The sequence below is a fragment of the Streptomyces sp. HUAS MG91 genome (assembly GCF_040529335.1).
In the GTDB taxonomy this organism is placed as follows: Bacteria; Actinomycetota; Actinomycetes; order Streptomycetales; family Streptomycetaceae; genus Streptomyces; species Streptomyces tabacisoli.
Genome location: NZ_CP159534.1, coordinates 4,986,070 through 5,008,100, shown reverse-complemented (window position 1 = coordinate 5,008,100; position 22,031 = coordinate 4,986,070). Strand labels below are relative to the sequence as shown.

General features: G+C 69.4%; 23 protein-coding genes and 3 tRNA genes. 5 read left to right on the top strand and 21 right to left on the bottom strand.

Annotated elements, in window-relative coordinates; genetic code table 11:
• Positions 1–32: 32 nt before the first annotated feature.
• The 10 genes from rpoB to ABII15_RS22805 all read right to left on the bottom strand — a co-directional run bounded on the left by rpoB (position 33) and on the right by ABII15_RS22805 (position 10,022).
• Positions 33–3,518, bottom strand: coding sequence for a DNA-directed RNA polymerase subunit beta (gene rpoB / locus ABII15_RS22850; protein ID WP_353944177.1), 3,486 nt, complete (start codon positions 3,516–3,518; stop codon positions 33–35).
• Positions 3,519–4,091: 573 nt separating this feature from the next.
• Positions 4,092–4,475 (bottom strand): 50S ribosomal protein L7/L12, encoded by a 384-nt coding sequence (rplL, locus tag ABII15_RS22845; RefSeq protein ID WP_353944176.1) that lies wholly within the window; start codon positions 4,473–4,475, stop codon positions 4,092–4,094.
• A 110-nt stretch (positions 4,476–4,585) separates the two neighbouring features.
• Entirely contained in the window at positions 4,586–5,116 is a 531-nt protein-coding gene (rplJ, locus tag ABII15_RS22840; protein WP_353944175.1) for a 50S ribosomal protein L10, read from the bottom strand.
• Positions 5,117–5,375: 259 nt separating this feature from the next.
• Complete coding sequence (locus ABII15_RS22835) at positions 5,376–6,254, bottom strand: hypothetical protein (protein WP_353944174.1); 879 nt, start codon at positions 6,252–6,254, stop codon at positions 5,376–5,378.
• Positions 6,255–6,323: 69 nt separating this feature from the next.
• Complete coding sequence (locus ABII15_RS22830) at positions 6,324–7,010, bottom strand: hypothetical protein (RefSeq protein WP_353944173.1); 687 nt, start codon at positions 7,008–7,010, stop codon at positions 6,324–6,326.
• Positions 7,011–7,139: 129 nt separating this feature from the next.
• On the bottom strand, positions 7,140–7,871 hold the full coding sequence (gene rplA, locus ABII15_RS22825; RefSeq protein ID WP_353944172.1) for a 50S ribosomal protein L1: 732 nt from the start codon (positions 7,869–7,871) through the stop codon (positions 7,140–7,142).
• A gap of 91 nt (positions 7,872–7,962) precedes the next feature.
• Positions 7,963–8,397 (bottom strand): 50S ribosomal protein L11, encoded by a 435-nt coding sequence (gene rplK / locus ABII15_RS22820; protein ID WP_353944171.1) that lies wholly within the window; start codon positions 8,395–8,397, stop codon positions 7,963–7,965.
• 198 nt (positions 8,398–8,595) lie between these two features.
• Positions 8,596–9,477 (bottom strand): transcription termination/antitermination protein NusG, encoded by an 882-nt coding sequence (nusG, locus tag ABII15_RS22815; RefSeq protein ID WP_353944170.1) that lies wholly within the window; start codon positions 9,475–9,477, stop codon positions 8,596–8,598.
• A gap of 77 nt (positions 9,478–9,554) precedes the next feature.
• Positions 9,555–9,842 carry a preprotein translocase subunit SecE gene (gene secE / locus ABII15_RS22810; RefSeq protein ID WP_353944169.1) on the bottom strand — a complete coding sequence of 96 codons (288 nt, stop codon included), beginning with the start codon at positions 9,840–9,842 and terminating at the stop codon, positions 9,555–9,557.
• A 107-nt stretch (positions 9,843–9,949) separates the two neighbouring features.
• Positions 9,950–10,022, bottom strand: a tRNA-Trp gene (locus ABII15_RS22805).
• A gap of 202 nt (positions 10,023–10,224) precedes the next feature.
• On the opposite strand from ABII15_RS22805, the gene ABII15_RS22800 reads away from it, so the two are divergent.
• Entirely contained in the window at positions 10,225–11,475 is a 1,251-nt protein-coding gene (locus ABII15_RS22800) for a pyridoxal phosphate-dependent aminotransferase (protein ID WP_353944168.1), read from the top strand.
• 123 nt (positions 11,476–11,598) lie between these two features.
• Positions 11,599–12,621, top strand: a complete 1,023-nt coding sequence (locus ABII15_RS22795) for an adenosine deaminase (RefSeq protein ID WP_353944167.1) — start codon at positions 11,599–11,601, stop codon at positions 12,619–12,621.
• 6 nt (positions 12,622–12,627) lie between these two features.
• On the opposite strand, the gene ABII15_RS22790 is transcribed toward ABII15_RS22795, so the two are convergent.
• Positions 12,628–13,233 (bottom strand): TetR/AcrR family transcriptional regulator, encoded by a 606-nt coding sequence (locus ABII15_RS22790; protein WP_353944166.1) that lies wholly within the window; start codon positions 13,231–13,233, stop codon positions 12,628–12,630.
• Positions 13,234–13,354: 121 nt separating this feature from the next.
• Here ABII15_RS22790 and ABII15_RS22785 point away from each other — a divergent pair, with 121 nt between their 5' ends.
• A complete protein-coding gene (locus tag ABII15_RS22785; RefSeq protein ID WP_353944165.1) occupies positions 13,355–13,987 on the top strand; it encodes an SDR family oxidoreductase in 633 nt (210 codons plus the stop codon).
• A 332-nt stretch (positions 13,988–14,319) separates the two neighbouring features.
• Here ABII15_RS22785 and ABII15_RS22780 read toward each other — a convergent pair whose 3' ends face one another.
• The 9 genes from ABII15_RS22780 to ABII15_RS22740 all read right to left on the bottom strand — a co-directional run bounded on the left by ABII15_RS22780 (position 14,320) and on the right by ABII15_RS22740 (position 19,461).
• Entirely contained in the window at positions 14,320–15,384 is a 1,065-nt protein-coding gene (locus ABII15_RS22780) for a UDP-N-acetylmuramate dehydrogenase (RefSeq protein ID WP_353947160.1), read from the bottom strand.
• 58 nt (positions 15,385–15,442) lie between these two features.
• Positions 15,443–15,823, bottom strand: coding sequence for a DUF3291 domain-containing protein (locus ABII15_RS22775; RefSeq protein WP_353944164.1), 381 nt, complete (start codon positions 15,821–15,823; stop codon positions 15,443–15,445).
• A 65-nt stretch (positions 15,824–15,888) separates the two neighbouring features.
• Positions 15,889–17,322, bottom strand: a complete 1,434-nt coding sequence (locus ABII15_RS22770; protein ID WP_353944163.1) for a DHA2 family efflux MFS transporter permease subunit — start codon at positions 17,320–17,322, stop codon at positions 15,889–15,891.
• An 89-nt stretch (positions 17,323–17,411) separates the two neighbouring features.
• The gene (locus ABII15_RS22765) at positions 17,412–17,957 is read right to left on the bottom strand and encodes a TetR/AcrR family transcriptional regulator (RefSeq protein WP_353944162.1); all 546 of its coding nucleotides are present in this window, start codon (positions 17,955–17,957) and stop codon (positions 17,412–17,414) included.
• Between the two features lie 104 nt (positions 17,958–18,061).
• The gene (locus ABII15_RS22760; RefSeq protein ID WP_353944161.1) at positions 18,062–18,490 is read right to left on the bottom strand and encodes a MaoC family dehydratase; all 429 of its coding nucleotides are present in this window, start codon (positions 18,488–18,490) and stop codon (positions 18,062–18,064) included.
• A gap of 2 nt (positions 18,491–18,492) precedes the next feature.
• A complete protein-coding gene (locus ABII15_RS22755) occupies positions 18,493–18,945 on the bottom strand; it encodes a MaoC family dehydratase N-terminal domain-containing protein (RefSeq protein WP_353944160.1) in 453 nt (150 codons plus the stop codon).
• A gap of 81 nt (positions 18,946–19,026) precedes the next feature.
• A complete protein-coding gene (gene rpmG / locus ABII15_RS22750) occupies positions 19,027–19,191 on the bottom strand; it encodes a 50S ribosomal protein L33 (protein ID WP_003948671.1) in 165 nt (54 codons plus the stop codon).
• A gap of 90 nt (positions 19,192–19,281) precedes the next feature.
• Positions 19,282–19,354: transfer RNA gene (locus tag ABII15_RS22745), tRNA-Met, on the bottom strand.
• Positions 19,355–19,388: 34 nt separating this feature from the next.
• Positions 19,389–19,461 (bottom strand) — tRNA-Thr (locus tag ABII15_RS22740).
• A 225-nt stretch (positions 19,462–19,686) separates the two neighbouring features.
• Between ABII15_RS22740 and ABII15_RS22735 the strand changes: the two genes are divergently transcribed.
• On the top strand, positions 19,687–20,961 hold the full coding sequence (locus tag ABII15_RS22735) for an amidohydrolase family protein (RefSeq protein WP_353944159.1): 1,275 nt from the start codon (positions 19,687–19,689) through the stop codon (positions 20,959–20,961).
• Positions 20,962–21,110: 149 nt separating this feature from the next.
• Positions 21,111–21,767 carry an SDR family oxidoreductase gene (locus ABII15_RS22730; RefSeq protein WP_353944158.1) on the top strand — a complete coding sequence of 219 codons (657 nt, stop codon included), beginning with the start codon at positions 21,111–21,113 and terminating at the stop codon, positions 21,765–21,767.
• Positions 21,768–21,783: 16 nt separating this feature from the next.
• Here the strand turns inward: ABII15_RS22730 and ABII15_RS22725 are convergent, their stop codons facing one another.
• The gene (locus ABII15_RS22725; RefSeq protein WP_351458315.1) at positions 21,784–22,002 is read right to left on the bottom strand and encodes a hypothetical protein; all 219 of its coding nucleotides are present in this window, start codon (positions 22,000–22,002) and stop codon (positions 21,784–21,786) included.
• Positions 22,003–22,031 lie beyond the last annotated feature (29 nt).

Below are 22,031 nucleotides of genomic sequence, written 5' to 3'. Positions count from 1 at the left end.
GCTCATCCCTGAGCCCCCGCACCGGACTCCCGTCAGACCTCTTCGACGCTGCTCGGCTCGCGCCGGGACAGGTCGATGCCGAGCTCCTCCGCCGCGCGGAAGACGTCCTCGTCGGTGTCGCGCATCTCGATGGACATGCCGTCCGAGGACAGCACCTCCACGTTGAGGCACAGGGACTGCATTTCCTTGATGAGCACCTTGAAGGACTCGGGAATGCCGGGCTCGGGGATGTTCTCGCCCTTGACGATGGCCTCGTAGACCTTCACGCGGCCGGTGACGTCGTCGGACTTGATCGTCAGCAGCTCCTGGAGGGCGTAAGCGGCGCCGTACGCCTCCAGCGCCCACACCTCCATCTCACCGAAGCGCTGGCCACCGAACTGAGCCTTACCACCCAGCGGCTGCTGGGTGATCATCGAGTACGGACCGGTCGAACGGGCGTGGAGCTTGTCGTCGACCAGGTGGTGCAGCTTGAGGATGTACATGTACCCGATGGAGATCGGGTCCGGGAACGGCTCACCGGAGCGGCCGTCGAACAGCCGCGCCTTGCCGGACGGGAGGACCATGCGGTCGCCGTCGCGGTTCGGGATGGTGTGCTCCAGCAGACCCGCGAGCTCGTCCTCACGCGCACCGTCGAAGACCGGGGTCGCGACGTTCGTACGCGGCTGGACCTGGTCGGCGCCGATCGCCTGGAGGCGCTGGGCCCACTCGTCGCCGAGGCCGGAGACGTCCCAGCCCTGGCTGGCGAGCCAGCCGAGGTGGATCTCCAGGACCTGTCCCGGGTTCATTCGGGACGGCACACCCAGCGGGTTCAGGATGATGTCGACCGGAGTTCCGTCCTCGAGGAACGGCATGTCCTCGATCGGAAGGATCTTCGAGATGACGCCCTTGTTGCCGTGGCGGCCGGCGAGCTTGTCACCGTCCGTGATCTTGCGCTTCTGCGCCACGTAGACACGAACCAGCTGGTTCACGCCCGGCGGCAGCTCGTCGCCCTCTTCACGGTCGAAGACGCGGACGCCGATGACCTTGCCGATCTCGCCGTGCGGCACCTTCAGCGAGGTGTCACGGACCTCACGGGCCTTCTCACCGAAGATGGCGCGCAGCAGGCGCTCCTCCGGCGTCAGCTCGGTCTCGCCCTTGGGCGTGACCTTGCCGACGAGGATGTCGCCGGCGACGACGTCCGCACCGATGCGGATGATGCCGCGCTCGTCGAGGTCGGCGAGGACCTCCTCGGAGACGTTCGGGATGTCCCGGGTGATCTCCTCCGGGCCCAGCTTGGTGTCACGGGCGTCGACCTCGTGCTCCTCGATGTGGATCGAGGAGAGGACGTCGTCCTGCACGAGGCGCTGCGACAGGATGATCGCGTCCTCGTAGTTGTGACCCTCCCAGGGCATGAACGCCACGAGCAGGTTCTTGCCGAGGGCCATCTCGCCCTCTTCGGTCGCGGGACCGTCGGCCAGGACCTGACCGGCGATGATCCGCGCGCCCTCGTCCACGACGACCTTCTGGTTGACAGAAGTGCCCTGGTTGGAGCGGGAGAACTTCGACAGGCGGTACGTGGTGTACGTGCCGTCGTCGTTGGTGATGGTGATGTAGTCCGCGGAGACCTCCTGGACCACACCGTCCTTCTCGGCCTTGAGCACGTCGCCGGCGTCGGTGGCGCAGCGGTACTCCATGCCGGTGCCGACGAGCGGCGCCTCGGACTTAATCAGCGGCACGGCCTGACGCATCATGTTCGCGCCCATGAGGGCACGGTTGGCGTCGTCGTGCTCGAGGAACGGGATCATGGCGGTCGCGACCGACACCATCTGGCGCGGCGAGACGTCCATGTAGTCGACGTCCGTGCCGGGCACGTAGTCGACCTCTCCGCCACGGCGGCGGACCAGCACGCGGTTCTCGACGAACTGGAAGTCGTCGTTCAGCGGCGCGTTGGCCTGCGCGATGACGAAGCGGTCCTCTTCATCGGCGGTCAGGTAGTCGACGTCGTCACCGACGACGCCCTCGACGACCTTGCGGTACGGCGTCTCGATGAAGCCGAACGGGTTGATCCGGCCGTACGAGGCGAGCGAGCCGATCAGACCGATGTTCGGGCCTTCGGGGGTCTCGATCGGGCACATGCGGCCGTAGTGCGACGGGTGCACGTCTCGGACCTCGAAGCCGGCCCGCTCACGGGAGAGACCACCCGGGCCGAGGGCGTTCAGACGACGCTTGTGCGTCAGCCCCGACAGCGGGTTGTTCTGGTCCATGAACTGGGACAGCTGCGACGTACCGAAGAACTCCTTGATCGACGCCACCACGGGGCGGATGTTGATCAGGGTCTGCGGGGTGATCGCCTCGACGTCCTGGGTCGTCATGCGCTCGCGCACGACGCGCTCCATACGGGCGAGACCCGTACGGACCTGGTTCTGGATGAGCTCACCGACGTTACGGATACGGCGGTTGCCGAAGTGGTCGATGTCGTCGGTCTCGACGATGATCGAACGGCCCGACTCGGCGACCGTCTCGGTCTCACCGGCGTGCAGCTTCACCAGGTACTTGATGGTGGCGATGACGTCGTCGGTGGTGAGCACGCCGGCGTCCAGCGGCTCGTCCGCGCCGAGCTTCTTGTTCACCTTGTAGCGGCCGACCTTCGCGAGGTCGTAGCGCTTGGGGTTGAAGTAGAGGTTCTCGAGCAGCGTCTGAGCAGCCTCACGCGTGGGCGGCTCGCCCGGGCGCAGCTTGCGGTAGATGTCGAGCAGCGCGTCGTCCTGGCCCTGGGTGTGGTCCTTCTCCAGGGTGGCGCGCATGGACTCGTACTCGCCGAACTCCTCGAGGATCTGCTCGGTCGTCCAACCGAGAGCCTTGAGCAGGACGGTGACGGACTGCTTGCGCTTGCGGTCGATGCGGACACCGACCATGTCGCGCTTGTCGATCTCCATCTCCAGCCAGGCACCCCGGGACGGGATGATCTTGGCGGAGAAGATGTCCTTGTCGGACGTCTTGTCGATGGAGGAGTCGAAGTAGACACCCGGCGAGCGGACCAGCTGCGACACCACGACACGCTCGGTGCCGTTGATGACGAAGGTGCCCTTGTTGGTCATGAGCGGGAAGTCGCCCATGAAGACCGTCTGGGACTTGATCTCGCCGGTCTCGTTGTTGGTGAACTCGGCCGTCACGAAGAGCGGGGCGGCGAACGTGAAGTCGCGCTCCTTGCACTCGTCGATGCTGTTCTTCGGCGGCTCGAAACGGTGGTCGCGGAAGGTCAGCGACATCGACCCGGAGAAGTCCTCGATCGGGGAGATCTCCTCGAAGATCTCCTCCAGACCGGACTTCGTGGGGACGTCCTGACCCGACTCCAGAGCCGCCTCGACCCGACTCTGCCAGGCGGTGTTGCCGAGCAGCCAGTCAAAGCTCTCGGTCTGCAGCGCGAGCAGGTTCGGAACCTCGAGGGGCTCCTTGATCTTTGCAAAGGAGATGCGCAGCGGGGCGGTGCTTGCGCCGTTGTTCGTATTCGCGGTCGAGGCGTTGCGCGAGGCGGCCAAGAGGGGGTCCTTCCGAGGGCTCGGACTCACTACGCGCGTACCGGTCCCAAGCCATGCAGAGGGAAAGAAAAGCCCTGGTCAGGGCCGGATCAGTCCACTGTGCTCAAGCGAGGGCATGCCCCTGGTGACGGGCAGGGAGCAGCTAACAGGCAGCGCAAAGGGACAGTGTAGCCAGAAGGCCCACTGATGTCCAGTGCGGGTTTTTTGACACCCTCGTTGTTCTCAACCGTTCACTGTGTGCGGCATGCCCTGTACGCGGAGCGCACATCCTTACTGCCCTCTTCGCCGTCGATCCATGCCTCGGAACCGGATCCTGTTGTGACGACGCGTCCTGAGAATTGCGCGCTGCGTGCTGTTCGTCAAGGCCCCCTCTTGGCCGAACAGGGGTGGCGCCAGGCACAACGAAGATCACCATACTCCGCGCGACCGACAGTGCAAGGCACCCTCGGCCTGCGTGCCAGACAACGCCGAAAGGCGACCACCCAACTGGGTGATCGCCCTTCGGTACGTCGGTGTTACAGCTCCCGGGGGAGCAGTTTTCACCGCAGAAGAGTCTGCAGACTCGAAGAGGTGTTACTTGACCTCGACGGAGGCGCCGGCGCCCTTGAGGGCCTCGGCGGCCTTCTCCGCGGCGTCCTTGGCGACCTTCTCGAGGACCGGCTTCGGGGTGCCGTCGACGAGGTCCTTGGCCTCCTTCAGACCCAGGGAGGTCAGCTCACGCACGACCTTGATGACCTGGATCTTCTTCTCGCCGGCACCCGTGAGGATGACGTCGAACTCGTCCTGCTCGGCCTCGGCCTCGACCGGGGCGCCCGGGCCGGCGGGGCCGGCGACGGCGACGGCCGCGGCGGCGGTGACGTCGAACTTCTCCTCGAAGGCCTTCACGAACTCGGAGAGCTCGATGAGGGTCATCTCCTCGAACTGGGCGAGCAGGTCTTCCTGGCTGAGCTTCGCCATGATGGGCGATCCTTCCACTAAATCGGCTGGTGCCGGTTGTCCATGTAGGCGGGCGTACTGTCGGCCCGCTTCGACCGTCGCCTCAGGCGGCGGTCAAGGTGCGAGCCGAATTACTCGGCACCGCCCTGCTCGGCCTGCTTGACCCGAAGCGCCTCCGCGGTGCGGACGAACTTCGACGGGAGCGCCTGGAAGAGCTGAGCAGCCTGGGACTGCTTGCCCTTGAACGCACCGGCCAGCTTGCTGAGCAGAACCTCGCGGGACTCGAGGTCCGCGAGCTTCTTGATCTCGTCGGCGGACAGCGCCTTGCCGTCAAGGACACCGCCCTTGATGACGAGGTTCGGGTTGTCCTTGGCGAAGTCACGAAGACCCTTCGCCGACTCCACCGGGTCACCGGTGACGAAGGCAACCGCCGTCGGACCGTTGAACAGGTCGTCGAGCGTGTCGATCCCGGCCGCGTTGGCCGCGATCTTGGTCAGCGTGTTCTTCACCACGGCGTACTCGGAGTTCTCACCGAGCGAACGGCGCAGCTGCTTGAGCTGGGCCACGGTGAGACCCCGGTACTCGGTCAGCACGGCGGCGTTCGAGCTGCGGAACTTGTCCGTGAGCTCGGCTACCGCGGCAGCCTTGTCGGGCGTCGGCATAGAGCGTCGGCCTCCTTCCGGGTGATGAGGACCGCTCAGAAGGGGCCGGCAAAACAAAACGCCCCAGCGCAGGCGCTTGGGGCGTGAGCTCGACCTGTACGGACGGATCCGTACGGGAGCACTTCCTCAGTCACCTGCGCGGGTCGTCCGCAGTTTCAGCGGATCCTTCGGCCACCGCACCCTCTTGCGAGAACACAGCGACGACCAGCGGTCTTTGGCTTCTGGTGAAGAGTACGGGACCGGCACGGAGTCAGGCAAATCAGCCCTGGAGCGTGCCCTTGCCGAGCTTCGCGAACGAGTCCATGAGGTCGTAGGTCTGTCCGGCGGGCGGGACGTCGACCCGCACCGGGGCCCCGTAGTCCGAGAACGTCTCCGACACCTGGACGCGCCCCTGGGGGCTGTCCATCGTGACGTCCATCCGGACCGGCAGGTCGTCCTTGTTCACCCACAGCTCGGTGTCGTAGTCCTTGATGCCGGCCTTCTCGACGTTCTTCAGGAGGCGGGCGCGCTCGTCCGCGCCGAGGACCTTCGGCGCGTCGTTCGACTTCATCATCTCCTCGACCGTCAGCGTCCCCTTGTAGTGCTCGGTCCGCTCGCCGTCGACGGTGGCGGAGCCCAGGTGCTTCAGGTTGGGCGAGTCGAGGAGGACGGCGATCTGCCGCGCCGGGTCCTGGTCCATGCTGCCGAGCCCGCCGGCCTGCGCGCCGAGTCCGGCGAGGTCCAGCTTCATCCAGCGCTTGCCGTCCGTCTTCTCGGCGGCGGCCGCGCCCCCGTCCACGTACATCGCGCCGTCCCGCATGATCATGCGCATGGTGCCGGGGAGGTCCGCGCCGCGGGTGTCGATGCCGGAGCCCTTCATGGTCATATCCATGACGGTGGGGTTCCAGCCCATGGTGCCGGAGAGCCTCACGCTGCCGCCGCCGAGCGCCGACGGCGTCCTCATCGTCATCGCGACCTTGGCCGACCCGGCCTTCGCGGTCTTCTGGTACGCGGCCGTGACCGCCCGCGCGGCCCGGGCATCGCCGGACGCGGCCTTCGTGCCGCTCGCGCCGGAGCCGCCGCCGCACGCCACGGCTCCCGCGCACAGCAGTGCGGTCCCGGCGACGGCGCCGACCGTGCGTCGCACGACAACAGACATCTCGTAACCACCCCTTGGAACACGTGTACTCATCGCACCTTAGGGGACGCCTCGGACAGCCGTCCGGTTTCAGCCGCCCGCCGCCACGTCGGCGAGGTCCACGGTGTCGTGGGCGGGCGGCCGCTCGGCCGTGGCGGCGACGCCGTAGTCGCTGTAGCGGACGGTGACGGTGAACTCGCCCTCGCGACAGGCGCGTTGGACCAGGAGGTGGCGGGCGTCGAGCCACACCTCCAGGCGCTGCTTGCCCGCGGTCCCCCGGTAGTGGGTGGTCTCGGTGCCGCGCACGGTGGCCCGTCCCACCCGGTGGACGTCGTCGGCCGCGCCGAGCGCCTTCAGCGCGTCGGCCGGGGTGAGGTCACTGGTCGTGTCGTACGGGTGCCGGATCCAGTGCCTGCCGCCCTGCCCGGCGGCGAACGCGTCCGTCATCCGCGTGTAGTAGGCGTCGGGCAGGAAGCGGGTCTGGGACGGATCGCCGCCCAGCTTCCGGGTGGAGGCGGCCAGCTCACCGCCGGTGACCCGGACCGTCACCGTTCCCTGCACGCCGCGCGACCAGCTGAGGGCGCCGGTGGAGCGCGAGGAGAGGGTGCCGCCGGTGCGCATCGTCGCGTCGACCCGGGCCGAACCGGCCGCGGTGACCTTCTGACGGGCCCGGTGCAGCGCACCGGCCGCCTCGTCCGCACCGGGGCTCCGCCCGCCGCCGCAGCCCGCGAGCAGTGCGCCCACGATGGCGGGCACCACCAGTCGTCCGTGTCTCATCGGCTCCCCCGGGTCGATCACCGCGACGCTAGCGCAGCGGCGCCGACGAGGGGACGGGAAAAGAGGAACGGGCCCCGCACCTCGGAAGGTGCGGGGCCCGTAGCCGACTTCAGCGAGTCACGAAGGGACTCAGACAGCAGCCGGGTCCTCCTCGACGAGGAGGTTCCGGGTGCGGTTCGGGTCGACCGGAACGCCGGGGCCCATCGTGGTGGCGATGGCGGCCTTCTTGATGTAGCGACCCTTGGCGGCGGACGGCTTCAGACGAAGGATCTCGTCGAGCGCCGCGCCGTAGTTCTCCACCAGCTTGGTGTCGTCGAAGGACACCTTGCCGATGATGAAGTGCAGGTTCGAGTGCTTGTCGACGCGGAACTCGATCTTGCCGCCCTTGATCTCGTTCACGGCCTTGGCCACGTCCGGGGTCACGGTGCCGGTCTTCGGGTTCGGCATCAGGCCACGCGGACCGAGCACGCGGCCGAGGCGGCCGACCTTGCCCATGAGGTCCGGGGTGGCGACAACGGCGTCGAACTCGTTCAGGCGCTGGCCCTTGGAGATCTCGTCGATGAGCTCGTCGGAGCCGACGATGTCGGCGCCGGCGGCCTCCGCGGCCGCAGCACGGTCACCGGTCGCGAAGACCAGGACCCGGGCGGTCTTGCCGGTGCCGTGCGGGAGGTTCACGGTGCCACGGACCATCTGGTCGGCCTTGCGCGGGTCAACGCCCAGGCGGAAGGCGACCTCGACGGTGCCGTCGAACTTCGTCGCGGAGGTCTCCTTGGCGAGACGGATCGCCTCGAGCGGGGCGTAGAACTTGTCCCGGTCGACCTTGGCGTCCGCAGCGCGGAGAGTCTTGCTGCGCTTGCTCACTACTGCTCCTGTGTGTGTCTGAGGAGTCGTGGTGCGGGCCGAGCAGGCCCTACCACGGTGTTCTGCTTACGAGGGGCTACGAAAGGAGCCGTCAGCCCTCGACCGTGATGCCCATGGAGCGGGCGGTGCCGGCGATGATCTTCGACGCGGCGTCCAGGTCGTTGGCGTTGAGGTCGGCCATCTTGGTGGTGGCGATCTCGCGGACCTGCGCCTCGGTGATCTTGGCGACCTTGGTCTTGTGGGGCTCGCCGGAGCCCTTCTCGACACCAGCGGCCTTGAGGATCATCTTCGCGGCCGGCGGGGTCTTGGTGATGAAGGTGAACGAGCGGTCCTCGTAAACCGTGATCTCCACCGGGATGACCCAGCCACGCTGCGACTCGGTCGCGGCGTTGTAGGCCTTGCAGAACTCCATGATGTTGACGCCGTGCTGGCCCAGCGCGGGGCCGACCGGCGGGGCCGGGTTGGCGGCGCCGGCCTGGATCTGGAGCTTGATGAGCCCCGTGACCTTCTTCTTCTTGGGAGGCATGTGCTCTCTCTCCGGGTCTTAGTGAGAGTGTTCAGCCGCCATCCGTGCACGATGATCGTCCAGATCATCCGGATGGAGGCATACCGCACAACGATAACGGGTATCCATGCGCGGCTAAAAACCGAGCAGGTCAGACAGGCTTTTGCGAGCCCATCTGACCTGTTCGGAAGCGGTGTGCCCAGAAGCTGCTGGAAAGCGCTAGTTCTTCTGGATCTGGTCGAAGCTCAGCTCGACCGGGGTCTCGCGGCCGAAGATCTCGACGAGGCCCTTGACCTTCTTCGAGTCGGCGTTGATCTCGTTGATCGTGGCCTGGAGCGTGGCGAACGGGCCGTCGGTGACGGTGACCGAGTCGCCCACCTCGAAGTCCAGGACCTCGACGGTGACCTTGCGGGCCGGAGCCGGCTTGCCCTCGGCCTCGGCGGCCTCACGGGCGGCCTTCTCCTCGGCCTCCGGGGCGAGCATCTTGACGATCTCGTCCAGGGTCAGCGGGTACGGGTCGTACGCGTTGCCCACGAAGCCGGTGACGCCGGGGGTGTTGCGGACGACGCCCCAGGACTCGTTCGTCAGATCCATGCGGACGAGAACGTAACCGGGCAGCTTGTTCTGCCGGACGTTCTTGCGCTCGCCGTTCTTGATCTGGACGATCTCTTCCTCGGGCACCTCGGCCTGGTAGATGAACTCCTCGACGTTCAGCGAGACGGCACGCTGCTCCAGGTTGGCCTTCACGCGCTTCTCGTAGCCCGCGTAGGTGTGGATGACGTACCACTCGCCGGGCAGGCCGCGCAGCTCGTCGCGGAGGGCGGTCACCGGGTCGACCGGCTCCAGCTCCTCCTCGGGCTCCTCGGTGGCGTCCTCAGCGGCCTCGGCGCCCTCTTCGGCGTCCGTCTCGACGTCGTCCGCGTCGGCGGCCTCGACCTCGAGCGCGGCCTCTTCGGCGGGCTCACCGGCGGCGATGTCGGCAGCCTCGGCCTGGTCCGGGTCCTCGGCGTCCGCCGCCTCGACGATGTCGAGCTGGTCCTCCACGGACTCCGCGTCGTCCGCGCGCGGCTCGACGGCGTCGTTCAGGTTCGGGTCAGACACGGTGGCTGCTTCTTCCTGGATACAAGGGGGTGGAACACGCGAAAGGGGCGCCGAAGAGGCGCCCTCCGCATTTCGGCTCAGCCGAAGACGTACTTCACGAGGTGGCTGAACCCATAGTCAATCACGGTGACGAGACCGATCATGATGACGACGAAGACGATCACGACCGTCGTGTACGTCGAGAGCTGACTGCGCGTCGGCCAGACGACCTTGCGGAGCTCAGCGACGATCTGGCGGTAGAAGAGCGCGAGACGGCCGAAGGGGCCCTTCTTGCCGCGCTTGCCGCCCTTCTTCCGAGCCTTCTTCGACTCGGGGGCCTCATCCTCAGCATCAGGCATGTCGATGGAGCCCACGGCGTCCGTCACTCGTCCTCACCTGATTCCGGGTCGTGGCCGTGCCGCGCCCGGTTGAGCCGCACGGCGGTGCAATGCAGTACGTACATGCGCACACATCCTGGCGAAGGTGTGTGTAGCAGGGCCGGAGGGACTTGAACCCCCAACCGCTGGTTTTGGAGACCAGTGCTCTACCAATTGAGCTACGACCCTTTGTTTCCCCCAACGTACCGCATCCGCCGATCCGCACGGAGTGCGGCCGGAAAGTGCGGCCGGTGAAGGCCAACGAGCAGTGAGTGTACGTGCTCCGCGGCCCTCCGTCGAACGAACAAGGACGGGAAGTGGATCAACAGTGGATCCGGTGGTCTTGGAAACCCGTGTGCCGGGCGGGTTTCCGGTCTGGAACGATGGGGTTATGAGCGCTGCAACTCCTTCTCCTTCCGCTGGTGGTTCCTCCCCTACCGAGCGTCGGGTCTCCGCCCGTGTCGGTTCGATCTCCGAGTCCGCGACCCTCGCGGTCGACGCCAAGGCCAAGGCCCTCAAGGCCGCCGGGCGTCCGGTGATCGGCTTCGGCGCCGGTGAACCCGACTTCCCGACGCCGGACTACGTGGTCGAGGCGGCCGTCGAGGCCTGCAAGAACCCGAAGTTCCACCGCTACACGCCGGCCGGCGGGCTGCCGGAGCTGAAGTCGGCGATCGCGGCGAAGACGCTGCGCGACTCCGGCTACGAGGTCGACGCCTCCCAGATCCTGGTGACCAACGGCGGCAAGCAGGCCATCTACGAGGCGTTCGCCGCGATCCTCGACCCGGGCGACGAGGTCATCGTCCCGGCCCCGTACTGGACCACGTACCCGGAGTCGATCCGTCTCGCGGGCGGCGTGCCGGTGGAGGTCGTGGCCGACGAGACGACCGGATACCGCGTCTCCGTCGAGCAGTTGGAGGCCGCGCGCACCGAGCGCACCAAGGTCGTGCTCTTCGTGTCGCCGTCGAACCCGACGGGCGCCGTGTACAGCGAGGCCGACGCCGAGGCGATCGGCCGCTGGGCCGTGGAGCACGGCCTGTGGGTCATGACGGACGAGATCTACGAGCACCTCGTCTACGGGGACGCGAAGTTCACCTCGCTGCCGGCGATCCTGCCCGAGCTGCGCGACAAGTGCATCGTGGTCAACGGTGTGGCGAAGACGTACGCGATGACCGGCTGGCGGGTGGGGTGGATCATCGGCCCGAAGGACGTCGTGAAGGCCGCGACGAACCTCCAGTCGCACGCCACGTCGAACGTCTCCAACGTGGCGCAGGCGGCCGCGCTCGCCGCCGTGTCCGGCGACCTGACCGCCGTGGAGGAGATGAAGAAGGCCTTCGACCGGCGTCGCCAGACGATCGTGCGGATGCTCAACGAGATCGACGGCGTGCTCTGCCCGGAGCCCGAGGGTGCCTTCTACGCGTACCCGTCGGTGAAGGAGCTGCTCGGCAAGGAGATCCGCGGCAAGCGCCCGCAGACCTCGGTCGAGCTGGCCGCGCTGATCCTGGAGGAGGCCGAGGTCGCCGTGGTTCCGGGCGAGGCCTTCGGCACCCCGGGCTACCTGCGGCTTTCGTACGCGCTGGGTGACGAGGACCTCGTCGAGGGCGTCTCGCGGATGCAGAAGCTGCTGGCCGAGGCCAAGAACTGACCCGCGTCACTGTGGGCGGGCCGTCTCCTTCTTCGAGGAGGCGGCCCGTTTCTTCGTTCGGGCGAGACCCCGAAGGTGGAAAGCCGCTACCGGTACTACAGGTACGTACGGCAGGATCTTGGGATGGAGCATGAAGGACGTGACGTACGTCAGTTGCCCAAGGCCCATCTGCATCTGCACTTCACCGGGTCGATGCGGCCCACGACCCTGCTCGACCTCGCGGACAAGTACGGGGTGCGGCTGCCCGAGGCGCTGACCGGGGCGGAACCGCCGAAGCTGCGGGCCACGGACGAGCGGGGCTGGTTCCGGTTCCAGCGGCTCTACGACGCCGCGCGGTCCTGTCTGCGGGAGCCCGAGGACATCCAGCGTCTGGTGCGGGAGGCCGCCGAGGAGGACATCGCCGACGGGTCGGGCTGGCTGGAGATCCAGGTCGACCCGACCTCGTACGCGCCCAGACTGGGCGGGCTGATCCCCGCGCTGGAGATCATCCTGGACGCCGTGGACAGCGCCTCGCGCGAGACCGGGCTCGGGATGCGCGTGCTGGTGGCCGCGAACCGGATGAAGCACCCGCTGGACGCCCGTACGCTGGCGCGGCTCGCGGTGCGGTACGCGGACCGGGGCGTCGTCGGCTTCGGGCTCTCCAACGACGAACGGCGCGGGATGGCGCGCGACTTCGACCGGGCGTTCGCCATCGCGCGCGAGGGCGGGCTGCTGTCCGCGCCGCACGGCGGCGAGCTGACGGGCCCGTCGTCCGTGCGCGACTGCCTGGACGACCTGGACGCCCACCGGGTCGGGCACGGGGTGCGGGCCGCCGAGGACCCGCGGCTGCTGCGGCGGCTCGCCGAGTCCGGTGTCACCTGCGAGGTGTGCCCGGCGTCGAACGTCGCGCTCGGTGTCTACGAGAAGCCGTCGGACGTGCCGCTGCGCACGCTCTTCGACGCCGGGGTGCCGATGGCGCTCGGCGCCGACGACCCGCTGCTGTTCGGCTCACGTCTCGCCGACCAGTACGAGCTGGTGCGCCGTCACCACGGCTTCACGGACGCGGAACTGGCCGAGCTGGCCCGGCAGTCGGTGCGCGGTTCGGCGGCGCCCGAGGAGGTCAAGGAGAAGCTCCTGAGCGGTGTGGAGGACTGGCTGGCCGCCTGAAGGCCGTCAGGCGATCCCGGTGAGGAGCGTGCGCGCGATGTGCGCGGCGAACTCGTCGACGGGCTGCGGCGGTTTGCCGTCCGGTGACATGTCGTAGGCGAAGGCGCGCTGCGCGCAGGCGCCCAGGAGGAGGGACGCGGCCGCGTAGGTGTCGGCGTCCGCGCTGATGCGGCCCGCGCTCTGTTCGGCCCGCAGGTAGGCGTCGAGGCCCTGGATCGGCCGGTGCGGGCCCTTGCCCAGTTCGCGCATCACCTCTTCGTGGCGGCGCTTGAGCTTGGGCTCCGCGTACAGGGACGCGGCCATCGGGAACGTCTGCTCGTAGAAGAGGGCCGCTTCGTGGGCGATGTCCCTGAGGTTCTCCTCGACGGTGCGGCCGGGATCGCCCACGCCTTCCGCGAGGAGGCGGCCCAGGAGTGAACCCAGCTTCGGGAGGCGCTCGTTGAGCACCGTCACGAACAGCTCCTCCTTACTGGCGAAGTACTTGTAGAGCGCCGCCTCGGAGCACCCCGCCGCCTGTGCGATCGCCTTGGTGGTGGTGCGGGCGAGGCCGATGCTCAGCATGAGGTCGTGGGCCGCTTCGACGATGCGGACGCGGGCCGGCTTCTGGTCCATGCGGGTTCCAACCAACCTTGACGCAGGGGTGAGTACTCACTCACTCTAAGGGTGAAGGGGGTGAGTGAATACTCACCCACCCTTTTCTCTCCCTACGGACGCACGACCCTGGAGGTACGCCATGAAGCTCACGGTCTTCGGTGCGACCGGCGGCATCGGGCAGGAGATCGTCCGGCAGGCCCTGGCCGCCGGGCACGAGGTGACGGCGGTGGTGCGCGATCCCGCGCGCCTCACCGTGACCGGTGAGCGCCTGGAGGTCGTCCGGGCCGATCTGTCGGATCCCGAGTCGCTGCGTCCCGCGGTCGCCGGCCGGGACGCGGTCCTGTCCGGGCTCGGCGCCCGCCGGCGCGCGGACGCGGGCATCGCGACGACGCTGACGCGGTCGGTCCTGCGGGCCATGGAGACGGCGGGCACGCGCCGGCTGCTCGTGGTGAGCGCGGCGCCGGTGGGCCCGACGCCGGAGGACTCACCGCTCGTCGACCGGCTCGGCGAAAAGCTCATCGGCGCGCTCCTGAAGAACATCTACGTGGACCTGACGGCCATGGAGGCCGAACTGGCCAGCAGCGCGACCGACTGGACCTCGGTGCGGCCGCCCCGGCTCCAGAACAAGCCGGTCACCGGCGTGTACCGCACCGTCGTGGGCGGCTTCCCGCGCGCGGGCCGCTTCGCCGGACGCGCGGACGTGGCGCACGCGATGCTGGCGATGGTCAACGACCCGGCGACGGTGAAGCAGGGCGTCGGAGTGGCCTACTGAGGGGCGTCGGAGAAGCCCTCCGCCTTGTCGAGGACGCCGGGTGCCACACGCCGGTCACCTGCGCGCCGGTCATCTCGATGCCCTCGCGGAAGACGCCGGTGATGTCCCCGGGCTCGACGTGCTCGTCGAGGCGCGCCTGCGCCTAGGCCCCGGCCGCCGTCAACTCCCCCGCGCGCAGCAGTCGTTCGGCGCGCTCGTACGCGGGCAGCACGAGTTGCCCGTCGGTGTCCCGCATCTGTGGTCCCCACCCCTGATGTGCGTGTCGACCAGCTCGTCGACGCCGTCACCGTCAGGGGCGGACCTCTACCAGGTCAATGGATAAAAACCGCTGCTCAGAGACGGACGCCGACGGTCACGGGTTCGTTGACGAGCGTCACGCCGAAGGCGTCCCTGACGCCCGCCACGACCTCGCGGGCCAGCGTCAGCAGGTCCTCGGTGGTGGCCTCGCCGCGGTTGGTGAGGGCGAGGGTGTGCTTGGTGGAGATGCGGGCCGGGCCGCTGCCGTAGCCCTTGGTGAAGCCCGCCTTGTCGATGAGCCAGGCCGCGGAGGTCTTCGTCAGCCCCTCCCCCGCCGGAAACGCGGGCGCCTTCGCGTCGGGGCCCAGACGTTCCGCCACGCGCGCGTGGAACGCCGCGAACTCCTCGTCCGTGAGGATCGGGTTGGTGAAGAACGACCCGGCCGACCAGGTGTCGTGATCCTCGGGGTCGAGCACCATGCCCTTGCCCGCGCGCAGCTTCAGGACGGTCTCGCGGGCGGTCGCGGCCGGAACCCGGTCACCGGCCTCGACGCCGAGGGTGCGGGCCGTCTCCGGGTACTTGACGGGCGCGCTGAGACCGCCCGCGTCCTCCAGCTCGAAGCGCACCCGCAGCACTACATAGCGGTCGGGTTCGGCCTTGAAGCGGCTGTGCCGGTACGAGAAGGCGCACTCGGCGTTCGCCAGGGTGACGGTCTCGCCCGCCGCGCGGTCGTAGGCGATCACCTCGGTGATCGTGGCGGAGACCTCCTGGCCGTACGCGCCGACGTTCTGGATCGGGGTCGCGCCCGCGGAGCCCGGGATCCCGGCGAGGCACTCGATGCCCGCGAGACCGGCTTCGACGGTGCGCGCCACGGCGTCCGTCCACACCTCTCCGGCGGCCAGCTCCAGCCTCGTACCGTCGAGTTCGAAGCCCTTGGTGGCGATCCGCAGGGCGGTGCCCGTGAAGCCCGCGTCGCCGATGACGAGGTTGCTGCCGCCGCCGATGATCAGCAGCGGGGTGCCGGTGGCGTCGGCCTCGCGCACCGCGTCGATCACCTCGGCGTCGGTGGTCGCGGTGAGCAGCCGGGTGGCGGGCCCGCCGAGCCGGAAGGTGGTCAGGGGGGCGAGAGGGGCGTCGTGGAGTTCCTGCACGCGCTCCAGAGTACGAGAACGGCCCCGCCGCACCGACGGGGCCGTGGCCGTACGGGTTCTCACCGGATCACCGGAACCGCCGCAGGGCGTCCTCCCAGTCGAGGGGCAGGTCGCCGGCCGACGCCTTCCAGGTGAGGAACTCGGAGTCCTTCATCTGTCCGCGCAGGCCGCCGGCGGCGGGCCCGTGCGGCGCGGAGGCCGCGAAGTCCTTCAGCGCCCGGGGCGACTCCCAGGCGGACAGGGTCCAGAAGGTCCGCTTCAGGGGCGCCGCCTTCAGGGTGGCTCCGTAGGCGCCGGGCGCCCGCCCCACCTGGCGCCAGACGGCGGGCGTACGGGCGAAGAACTTCAGGGCGCCCCATAAGGTGCGGGTCTCGAAGCGCGAGGCGAAGACGAGCATCTCGGTTCCGGCGGGCGGTGGGTTCGGCGTGGTCCAGGGCAGGGTCGGCATGACGTGCTCCTTCGACTGCGAACGTGGGCTGCGGGCGGTATCCGGTTCCGTACGAGGTGCTGCTGTCAGGCGTTCTCGAGTACCGGTCCCGGCTCCACCGGCTCCGGCACGGCGTCGGCCGTGCGCCGGGTGCCGGGGATGGCCAGGGCGGCGGCGCCCGCGACGGCCACCAGGGCGGCGCCCACCCAGAGCGCGGGCTGGATGCCGTCCACGAAGCTCCGCGCGGAGTCGTAGCCGCCCTGCGCCGAGAAGATCGACGCCATGATCGCGATGCCGAGCGCGCCGCCGACCTCGCGCAGCGCGTTGTTGGAGCCGGAGGCGATGCCCTGCTCCTCGGGGCGGACGCTGGCCATGACCAGGTTGGAGGCCGGGGCGAAGTACAGGGCCATGCCGACGCCGCTGACGATCAGGGCCGGCAGCTGGGCCGCGTACGAGACGTCGACGGAGATCACCGAGGCGAACCAGGCGAGCCCGAGCGCCTGGAGGAACAGTCCGGCGGCGGCGATGGTGCGGCCGCTGATCCGGTCGGACAGGTATCCGGCGATCGGCGCGACCAGCATCGGCATGCCGGTCCAGGGCAGCATCCGCAGGCCCGCCTCGGTGGGCGAGTAGCCGAGGACGCCCTGGAGGAACTGGCTGAGCAGGAAGATCGAGCCGAACATGCCGAGGAACATCAGCATGCTCGCGGCGTTGATCCCCGCGAAGGCGCGGGAGCGGAAGAGCCGCATGGGGAGCATGGGGTTCTCGGCGCGGATGCCGTGGAGGACGAATCCGACGAGCAGCGCGGCACCGGCGAACAGGCCGGTCAGCACGACGGTGTCGCTCCAGCCGACGATGGGCGCGCGGACCAGCCCGTAGACGATGCCGAACAGGCCGCCGCTGGCGAGCAGGGTGCCGGTGAGGTCGAGCGGGGCGCCGGTGCCGTGCGACTCCTTGAGGCGCAGCCGGGCGAGGGGCAGCAGGGCGAGGCCCACCGGGACGTTCAGCCAGAAGATCCAGTGCCAGGACACGTGTTCGGTGAGGGTGCCGCCGATGAGCGGCCCGGAGGCGACCGCGAGCCCGTTCGCCGCGCCCCAGATGCCGAACGCCATCCCGCGCTTGGCGGCCGGAACGGCGGCGCTGAGCAGCGTCAGGGTGAGCGGCATCATGATCGCGCCGCCGACGCCCTGCACCGCGCGGGCGGCGATCAGGGCGTCGATCCCGGTGGACAGGGCCGCGGCGGCGGAGGACCCGGTGAAGATGGTGATGCCGATCAGGAAGAGCCGCCGGCGCCCGAACCGGTCGCCGAGCGCCGCGCCGAACATCAGCAGGACGGCGAAGGTGAGCGTGTACGCGCTGACCGTCCACTCCAGGTCGTCGAGGGCGCCGCCGAGGTCCTGGCGGATGGACGGCAGGGCCGTGGTGACGACGAGGTTGTCCAGAGCCGCCATGAATCCGGCGACGCTGGTGATGACGAGGGCCCAGACGGCTCCCCCGCGTCGTGCCTCTTGCTGTGACATCGCTTCCCCCAGTTTTTCTCTGCCGACGGTTAGTTATTGATGACTAACTTTGGACGCCGCAAAAAGGCGGCCTCCCGCACTCGTCGCGCTCACTCCGTCTTGCCGCAGCCCGCCCAGACCCGGTGCTCGGGCGGAAAGCCCATCGACACCAGGACGTTGATCAGCATTCCGTAGGAGAGGAACTGGGCCGTCTGTTCGGTGTCGGCCCCCAGGGCGAGCAGGACCGTGTCGTACATCTCCGTCCACGCCCCGCGCAGCTCCTCGCCGAACTCCGGGTCACCGGCCGCCTCGGCGGCGGCCACGGCCACGTAGATCTGCATCTGCATGAGCAGCATGTCCGGATCGTCGGCGATGAGGGACAGATACGCACCGCCCAGCACCGCCTCGACCTCCTCGGGGGCGACCCCTTCGGCGGCCTTGCGGAACACCTCGGTGGTGCTCTCGCAGCAGCGCCGGGCCGCCGCGAGGAAGATGGCCTGCTTGCCGGGGAAGAGCCGGAAGAGATACGGCTGCGAGACACCCACGCGCTTGGCGATCGCCTCGGTCGAGGTGCCGTTGTACCCACCCCGGGCGAACTCGGTGATCGCCGCGCGGATGACGCTCTCGCGCCGCTCCTCCGCACTCATCCTGACCATGCGAGTAAGTTAGTGGCCAATCACTACCCGAGTCAACCCCTGGTACGCGTAAGGGGCGCCCTCCCATGGAGGACGCCCCTTACCCGCACACATGAAGGCGGCGATCAGACCAGCTGGACGACCGCACGCGACATCCCGAGCACCTTCTGCCCGGCGCTCGTGGCGACCAGGTCGACCCGGACGCGACTGTCGTCGAGCTTGGCGGCGACCTTGGCGCTGACCTCGATCTCGGCGCCCTTGTCGTCGTTCGGCACGACGACCGGCTTGGTGAACCGCACGCCGTACTCGACGACGGCGGCCGGGTCGCCGACCCAGTCGGTGACCACGCGGATCGCCTCGGCCATGGTGAACATGCCGTGCGCGATCACGTCCGGCAGGCCGACCTCGACCGCGAACTTCTCGTTCCAGTGGATCGGGTTGAAGTCGCCGGAGGCGCCGGCGTACTGCACCAGCGTGGCGCGCGTCACCGGGAACGTCTGCGCGGGCAGCTCGGTGCCGACCTCGACGTCCGCGTACTTGATGGTCGTAGCCATGATCAGGCCCCCTCTGCGGCGCGCGAGACGAGCTTGGTCCACGCGGTCACGACGTGCTCACCGTTCTCGTCGTGCACCTCGCCGCGCACATCGATGATGTCGTTGCCCGCGAGCGACTTGATCCCCTCGATGGTCGACGTCACGGAGAGTAGGTCCCCGGCGTGCACCGGACGGCTGTAGGCGAACTTCTGGTCGCCGTGCACCACCCGGCTGTAGTCGAGCCCGAGCTCAGGGTCGTGGACGACGTCGCCCGCGGCCTTGAACGTGATGGCAAACACAAAGGTCGGCGGGGCGATCACGTCGGGATGGCCGAGCGCCTGGGCCGCCGCGCGGTCGGCGTAGGCGGGATTGGTGTCCCCCACGGCCTCGGCGAACTCGCGGATCTTCTCCCGGCCGACCTCGTACGGGGCGGTGGGCGGGTAGCTCCGCCCCACGAAGGACTGGTCGAGCGCCATGGACTCGGCACCTCCTGTATTGGGGGATTCAACGACACGAGGCCGCCCCCTGACGGGGACGGCCTCGTGTACGAGCCTGATTTATCGCGTTTCGCGGTGCGCGGTGTGCGCGTTGCAACGCGGGCAGTGCTTCTTCATCTCAAGACGGTCCGGGTTGTTACGCCGGTTCTTCTTGGTGATGTAGTTCCGCTCCTTGCACTCCACGCAGGCCAGCGTGATCTTCGGGCGGACGTCGGTGGCAGCCACGTGAGTGCTCCTTGACGAACGGATGGGACGGGTTTAACGCATAAAAGAGTAGCCGATCGAAGGACCGACCCCACAATCGGCTACTGTCAGTAGCGGTGACCGGACTTGAACCGGTGACACAGCGATTATGAGCCGCTTGCTCTACCGACTGAGCTACACCGCTTTGATACGCGCACCGCGAGCGGTGTGTGTACCAGAGCCCCAATGCGGAATCGAACCGCAGACCTTCTCCTTACCATGGAGACGCTCTACCGACTGAGCTATTGGGGCGAGCGATGAAGACATTACACGGTCGCGCGCCGATCGCCCAAATCCGTTTCGCGGGCCCGGCCGCCGGGAAGGGCGACCCCCTGTCCCGACTGGCCCAGGGGCCCCTGAGACCCCATCAGTACGACTATTGCGGCGCTCCTCGAAGCGCGCCCGTCGCCGTCCTAGGCTCGACCCGTTCCGCGTGATCTTGTTCCCGAGATCCGGTTCCCGAGCTTCTGGAGCGCGATGCCCGACAGTCCACCGCAGCAGCCCCCCGCGCCCGGCTCTCCCGGCTCCCCCGACGACGCGCCCGACGGCTCCGGCCTGTTGCTGTGCGGCGCCCGGCTCACCGACGGCAGGACCGTGGACGTGCGGCTGGGCGGCGGGCGCATCGAGGCGGTCGGCACGGCCGGCAGTCTCGCCGCGCACGGCTCGCGCGTGGACCTGAGCGGCTATCTGCTGCTGCCCGCGCCCGCCGAACCGCACGCGCACGGCGACACGGCCCTGTCGGCGGACGGCGACGGCCCGGTGTCCCACGACGCCGAGGAGGTCCAGCGCCGGGCCACCGAGGCGACCCTGCTGCAACTCGGGCACGGGGCCACCGCGGTCCGCTCGCACGTGCGGATCGGCGAGATGGAGGGTCTCGGGTCGCTGGAGGCCGTGCTGCAGGCGCGCCGCTCGCTGGTGGGGCTCGCGGATCTGCGGACGGTGGCGATGCCGCGGCTGCTGACCGGGGTCGCGGGGGCGGACGGTCTTGCGATGCTGCGGGACGCGCTGAAGATGGGCGCCTCCGTGGTGGGCGGCTGCCCCGACCTGGACCCCGACCCGACCGGCTACGTGGAAGCGGTGCTGGAGGTCGCCGCCGAGCACGGCTGCCCGGTCGATCTGCACACGGACGGCGCCGCCCCGGCGCGGCTCGGCCGGCTCGCGGCCGCCGCGGGCGGGCTGCGCACCGGGGTCGTCGTGGGCCCGCTCGGCGGTCTGGCGCGGATGCCCGCCGAGGCGGTGCGGCGGGCCGTCGACGGGCTCGCGGCGGCCGGGGTGACGGTCTCCTGCCTGCCGCAGGGCGGCTGCGCGGGGGTGGACGGGCGCGGCGTCGCGCCCGTCCGGCTGCTGCGGGCGGCCGGTGTACGGGTGGCCGCGGGCAGCGGGGCGATGCGGGACGTGTCGAACCCGGTGGGCCGGGGCGATCCGCTGGAGGCCGCCTATCTGCTGGCCTCGCGGTACGGGTTGCGGCCCGACGACGCGTACGACGCGGTGAGTTCGGCGGCGCGGGCGGCGCTCGGGCTGCCGGAGGTGCGGGTGGAGGCCGGGTTCCCCGCGGAGCTGCTCGCCGTGCGGGGCGACCAGCTCGCGGGGGCGCTGTCGCTCGCGTACAGCCGGATCGTGGTGCACCGGGGACGGGTGGTGGCCCGGACCAGTGCGGTGCGCGAGTACTGCGACTCGGCGGCCGCGGTCGCGATGGACCTGCCGCGGCAGGGGCGGGCGGCCAAGTACGGGGGCGGGAGCGGCCCGGCGTAGGCGGGCCCTGACGGTTGGACAACTACGCGCGCGTGGTTGCTTTTTCGCCACTACGCGCGCGTAGTGGGCACGCAGACGCACGCACCGGCGGCACGTCCACGGAGATGGTTGCGCGGTCAACCGCCCGAGCTCGGCGTACGGTCGGAATCATGCGCATTGTCATCGCTGGTGGTCATGGTCAGATCGCGCTGCGGCTGGAGCGTCTGCTCGCCGCGCGCGGCATCGAGGTCGCGGGCATCATCCGCAAGGCCGAGCAGGGCGACGACCTGCGGGCGGCCGGTGCGGAGCCGGTGCTGTGCGACCTGGAGTCCGCGTCCGTGGAGGAGGTCGCGGCACATCTGCAGGGCGCCGACGCGGCGGTCTTCGCCGCCGGTGCGGGTCCGGGCAGCACCGTCGCCCGCAAGGACACCGTGGACCGGGACGCCGCCGTGCTGTTCGCGGACGCGGCGGAGCGGGCCGGGGTGCGCCGGTACGTCGTGGTGTCGTCGATGGGCGCCGACGCGGCGCACCAGGGCGACGACGTCTTCGACGTGTACCTGCGGGCCAAGGGCGCGGCCGACGACGACGTACGCCGCCGTACCGGTCTGGACTGGACGATCCTGCGGCCCGGGTCGCTGACGAACGACGCGGGCAAGGGCCTCGTCCGGCTGGAGGCGTCGACGGGTCGCGGCTCGGTGCCGCGCGACGACGTGGCGGCCGTCCTGGCCGAGCTGGTGGACACCCCCGCCACCGCCGGGCTGACCCTGGAGCTGGTCTCCGGATCGGCGCCGGTCTCGGTGGCGGTGAAGTCGGTCGCCGGGAACTGATCCCCGTACGGGCGTCTCAGAACAGCGGCATCTGCCCGGGCACGTGCGGGACGACATACCCGTCGAGGGCGTCCTGCACGGCCCCGAGCTGGGCCTGGCGGCGGGAGCCCGGGCAGGAGACGAGCTCGCCCGCGTCGCGTGCGCCGGGCGGATCGTGGCGGGCGAAGCGGCCTGCGACGACAGCGATGTCGCGACGGCACTCGGGACAGTTTCGGCGGCGCGCTGTGGTCGGCATGGGTTCAGTCTGCGTGGTGATCGTCGCGG

Bases quoted from the DNA above. Each gene is read 5' to 3' on its own strand.
- rplL (WP_353944176.1), bottom strand. From the start codon at position 4,475: ATGGCGAAGCTCAGCCAGGAAGACCTGCTCGCCCAGTTCGAGGAGATG.
- rplJ (WP_353944175.1), bottom strand. From the start codon at position 5,116: ATGCCGACGCCCGACAAGGCTGCCGCGGTAGCCGAGCTCACGGACAAG.
- ABII15_RS22835 (WP_353944174.1), bottom strand. From the start codon at position 6,254: ATGTCTGTTGTCGTGCGACGCACGGTCGGCGCCGTCGCCGGGACCGCA.
- ABII15_RS22830 (WP_353944173.1), bottom strand. From the start codon at position 7,010: ATGAGACACGGACGACTGGTGGTGCCCGCCATCGTGGGCGCACTGCTC.
- rplK (WP_353944171.1), bottom strand. From the start codon at position 8,397: ATGCCTCCCAAGAAGAAGAAGGTCACGGGGCTCATCAAGCTCCAGATC.
- ABII15_RS22800 (WP_353944168.1), top strand. From the start codon at position 10,225: ATGAGCGCTGCAACTCCTTCTCCTTCCGCTGGTGGTTCCTCCCCTACC.
- ABII15_RS22795 (WP_353944167.1), top strand. From the start codon at position 11,599: ATGGAGCATGAAGGACGTGACGTACGTCAGTTGCCCAAGGCCCATCTG.
- ABII15_RS22790 (WP_353944166.1), bottom strand. From the start codon at position 13,233: ATGGACCAGAAGCCGGCCCGCGTCCGCATCGTCGAAGCGGCCCACGAC.
- ABII15_RS22785 (WP_353944165.1), top strand. From the start codon at position 13,355: ATGAAGCTCACGGTCTTCGGTGCGACCGGCGGCATCGGGCAGGAGATC.
- ABII15_RS22775 (WP_353944164.1), bottom strand. From the start codon at position 15,823: ATGCCGACCCTGCCCTGGACCACGCCGAACCCACCGCCCGCCGGAACC.
- ABII15_RS22770 (WP_353944163.1), bottom strand. From the start codon at position 17,322: ATGTCACAGCAAGAGGCACGACGCGGGGGAGCCGTCTGGGCCCTCGTC.
- ABII15_RS22765 (WP_353944162.1), bottom strand. From the start codon at position 17,957: ATGGTCAGGATGAGTGCGGAGGAGCGGCGCGAGAGCGTCATCCGCGCG.
- ABII15_RS22760 (WP_353944161.1), bottom strand. From the start codon at position 18,490: ATGGCTACGACCATCAAGTACGCGGACGTCGAGGTCGGCACCGAGCTG.
- ABII15_RS22755 (WP_353944160.1), bottom strand. From the start codon at position 18,945: ATGGCGCTCGACCAGTCCTTCGTGGGGCGGAGCTACCCGCCCACCGCC.
- ABII15_RS22735 (WP_353944159.1), top strand. From the start codon at position 19,687: ATGCCCGACAGTCCACCGCAGCAGCCCCCCGCGCCCGGCTCTCCCGGC.
- ABII15_RS22730 (WP_353944158.1), top strand. From the start codon at position 21,111: ATGCGCATTGTCATCGCTGGTGGTCATGGTCAGATCGCGCTGCGGCTG.
- ABII15_RS22725 (WP_351458315.1), bottom strand. From the start codon at position 22,002: ATGCCGACCACAGCGCGCCGCCGAAACTGTCCCGAGTGCCGTCGCGAC.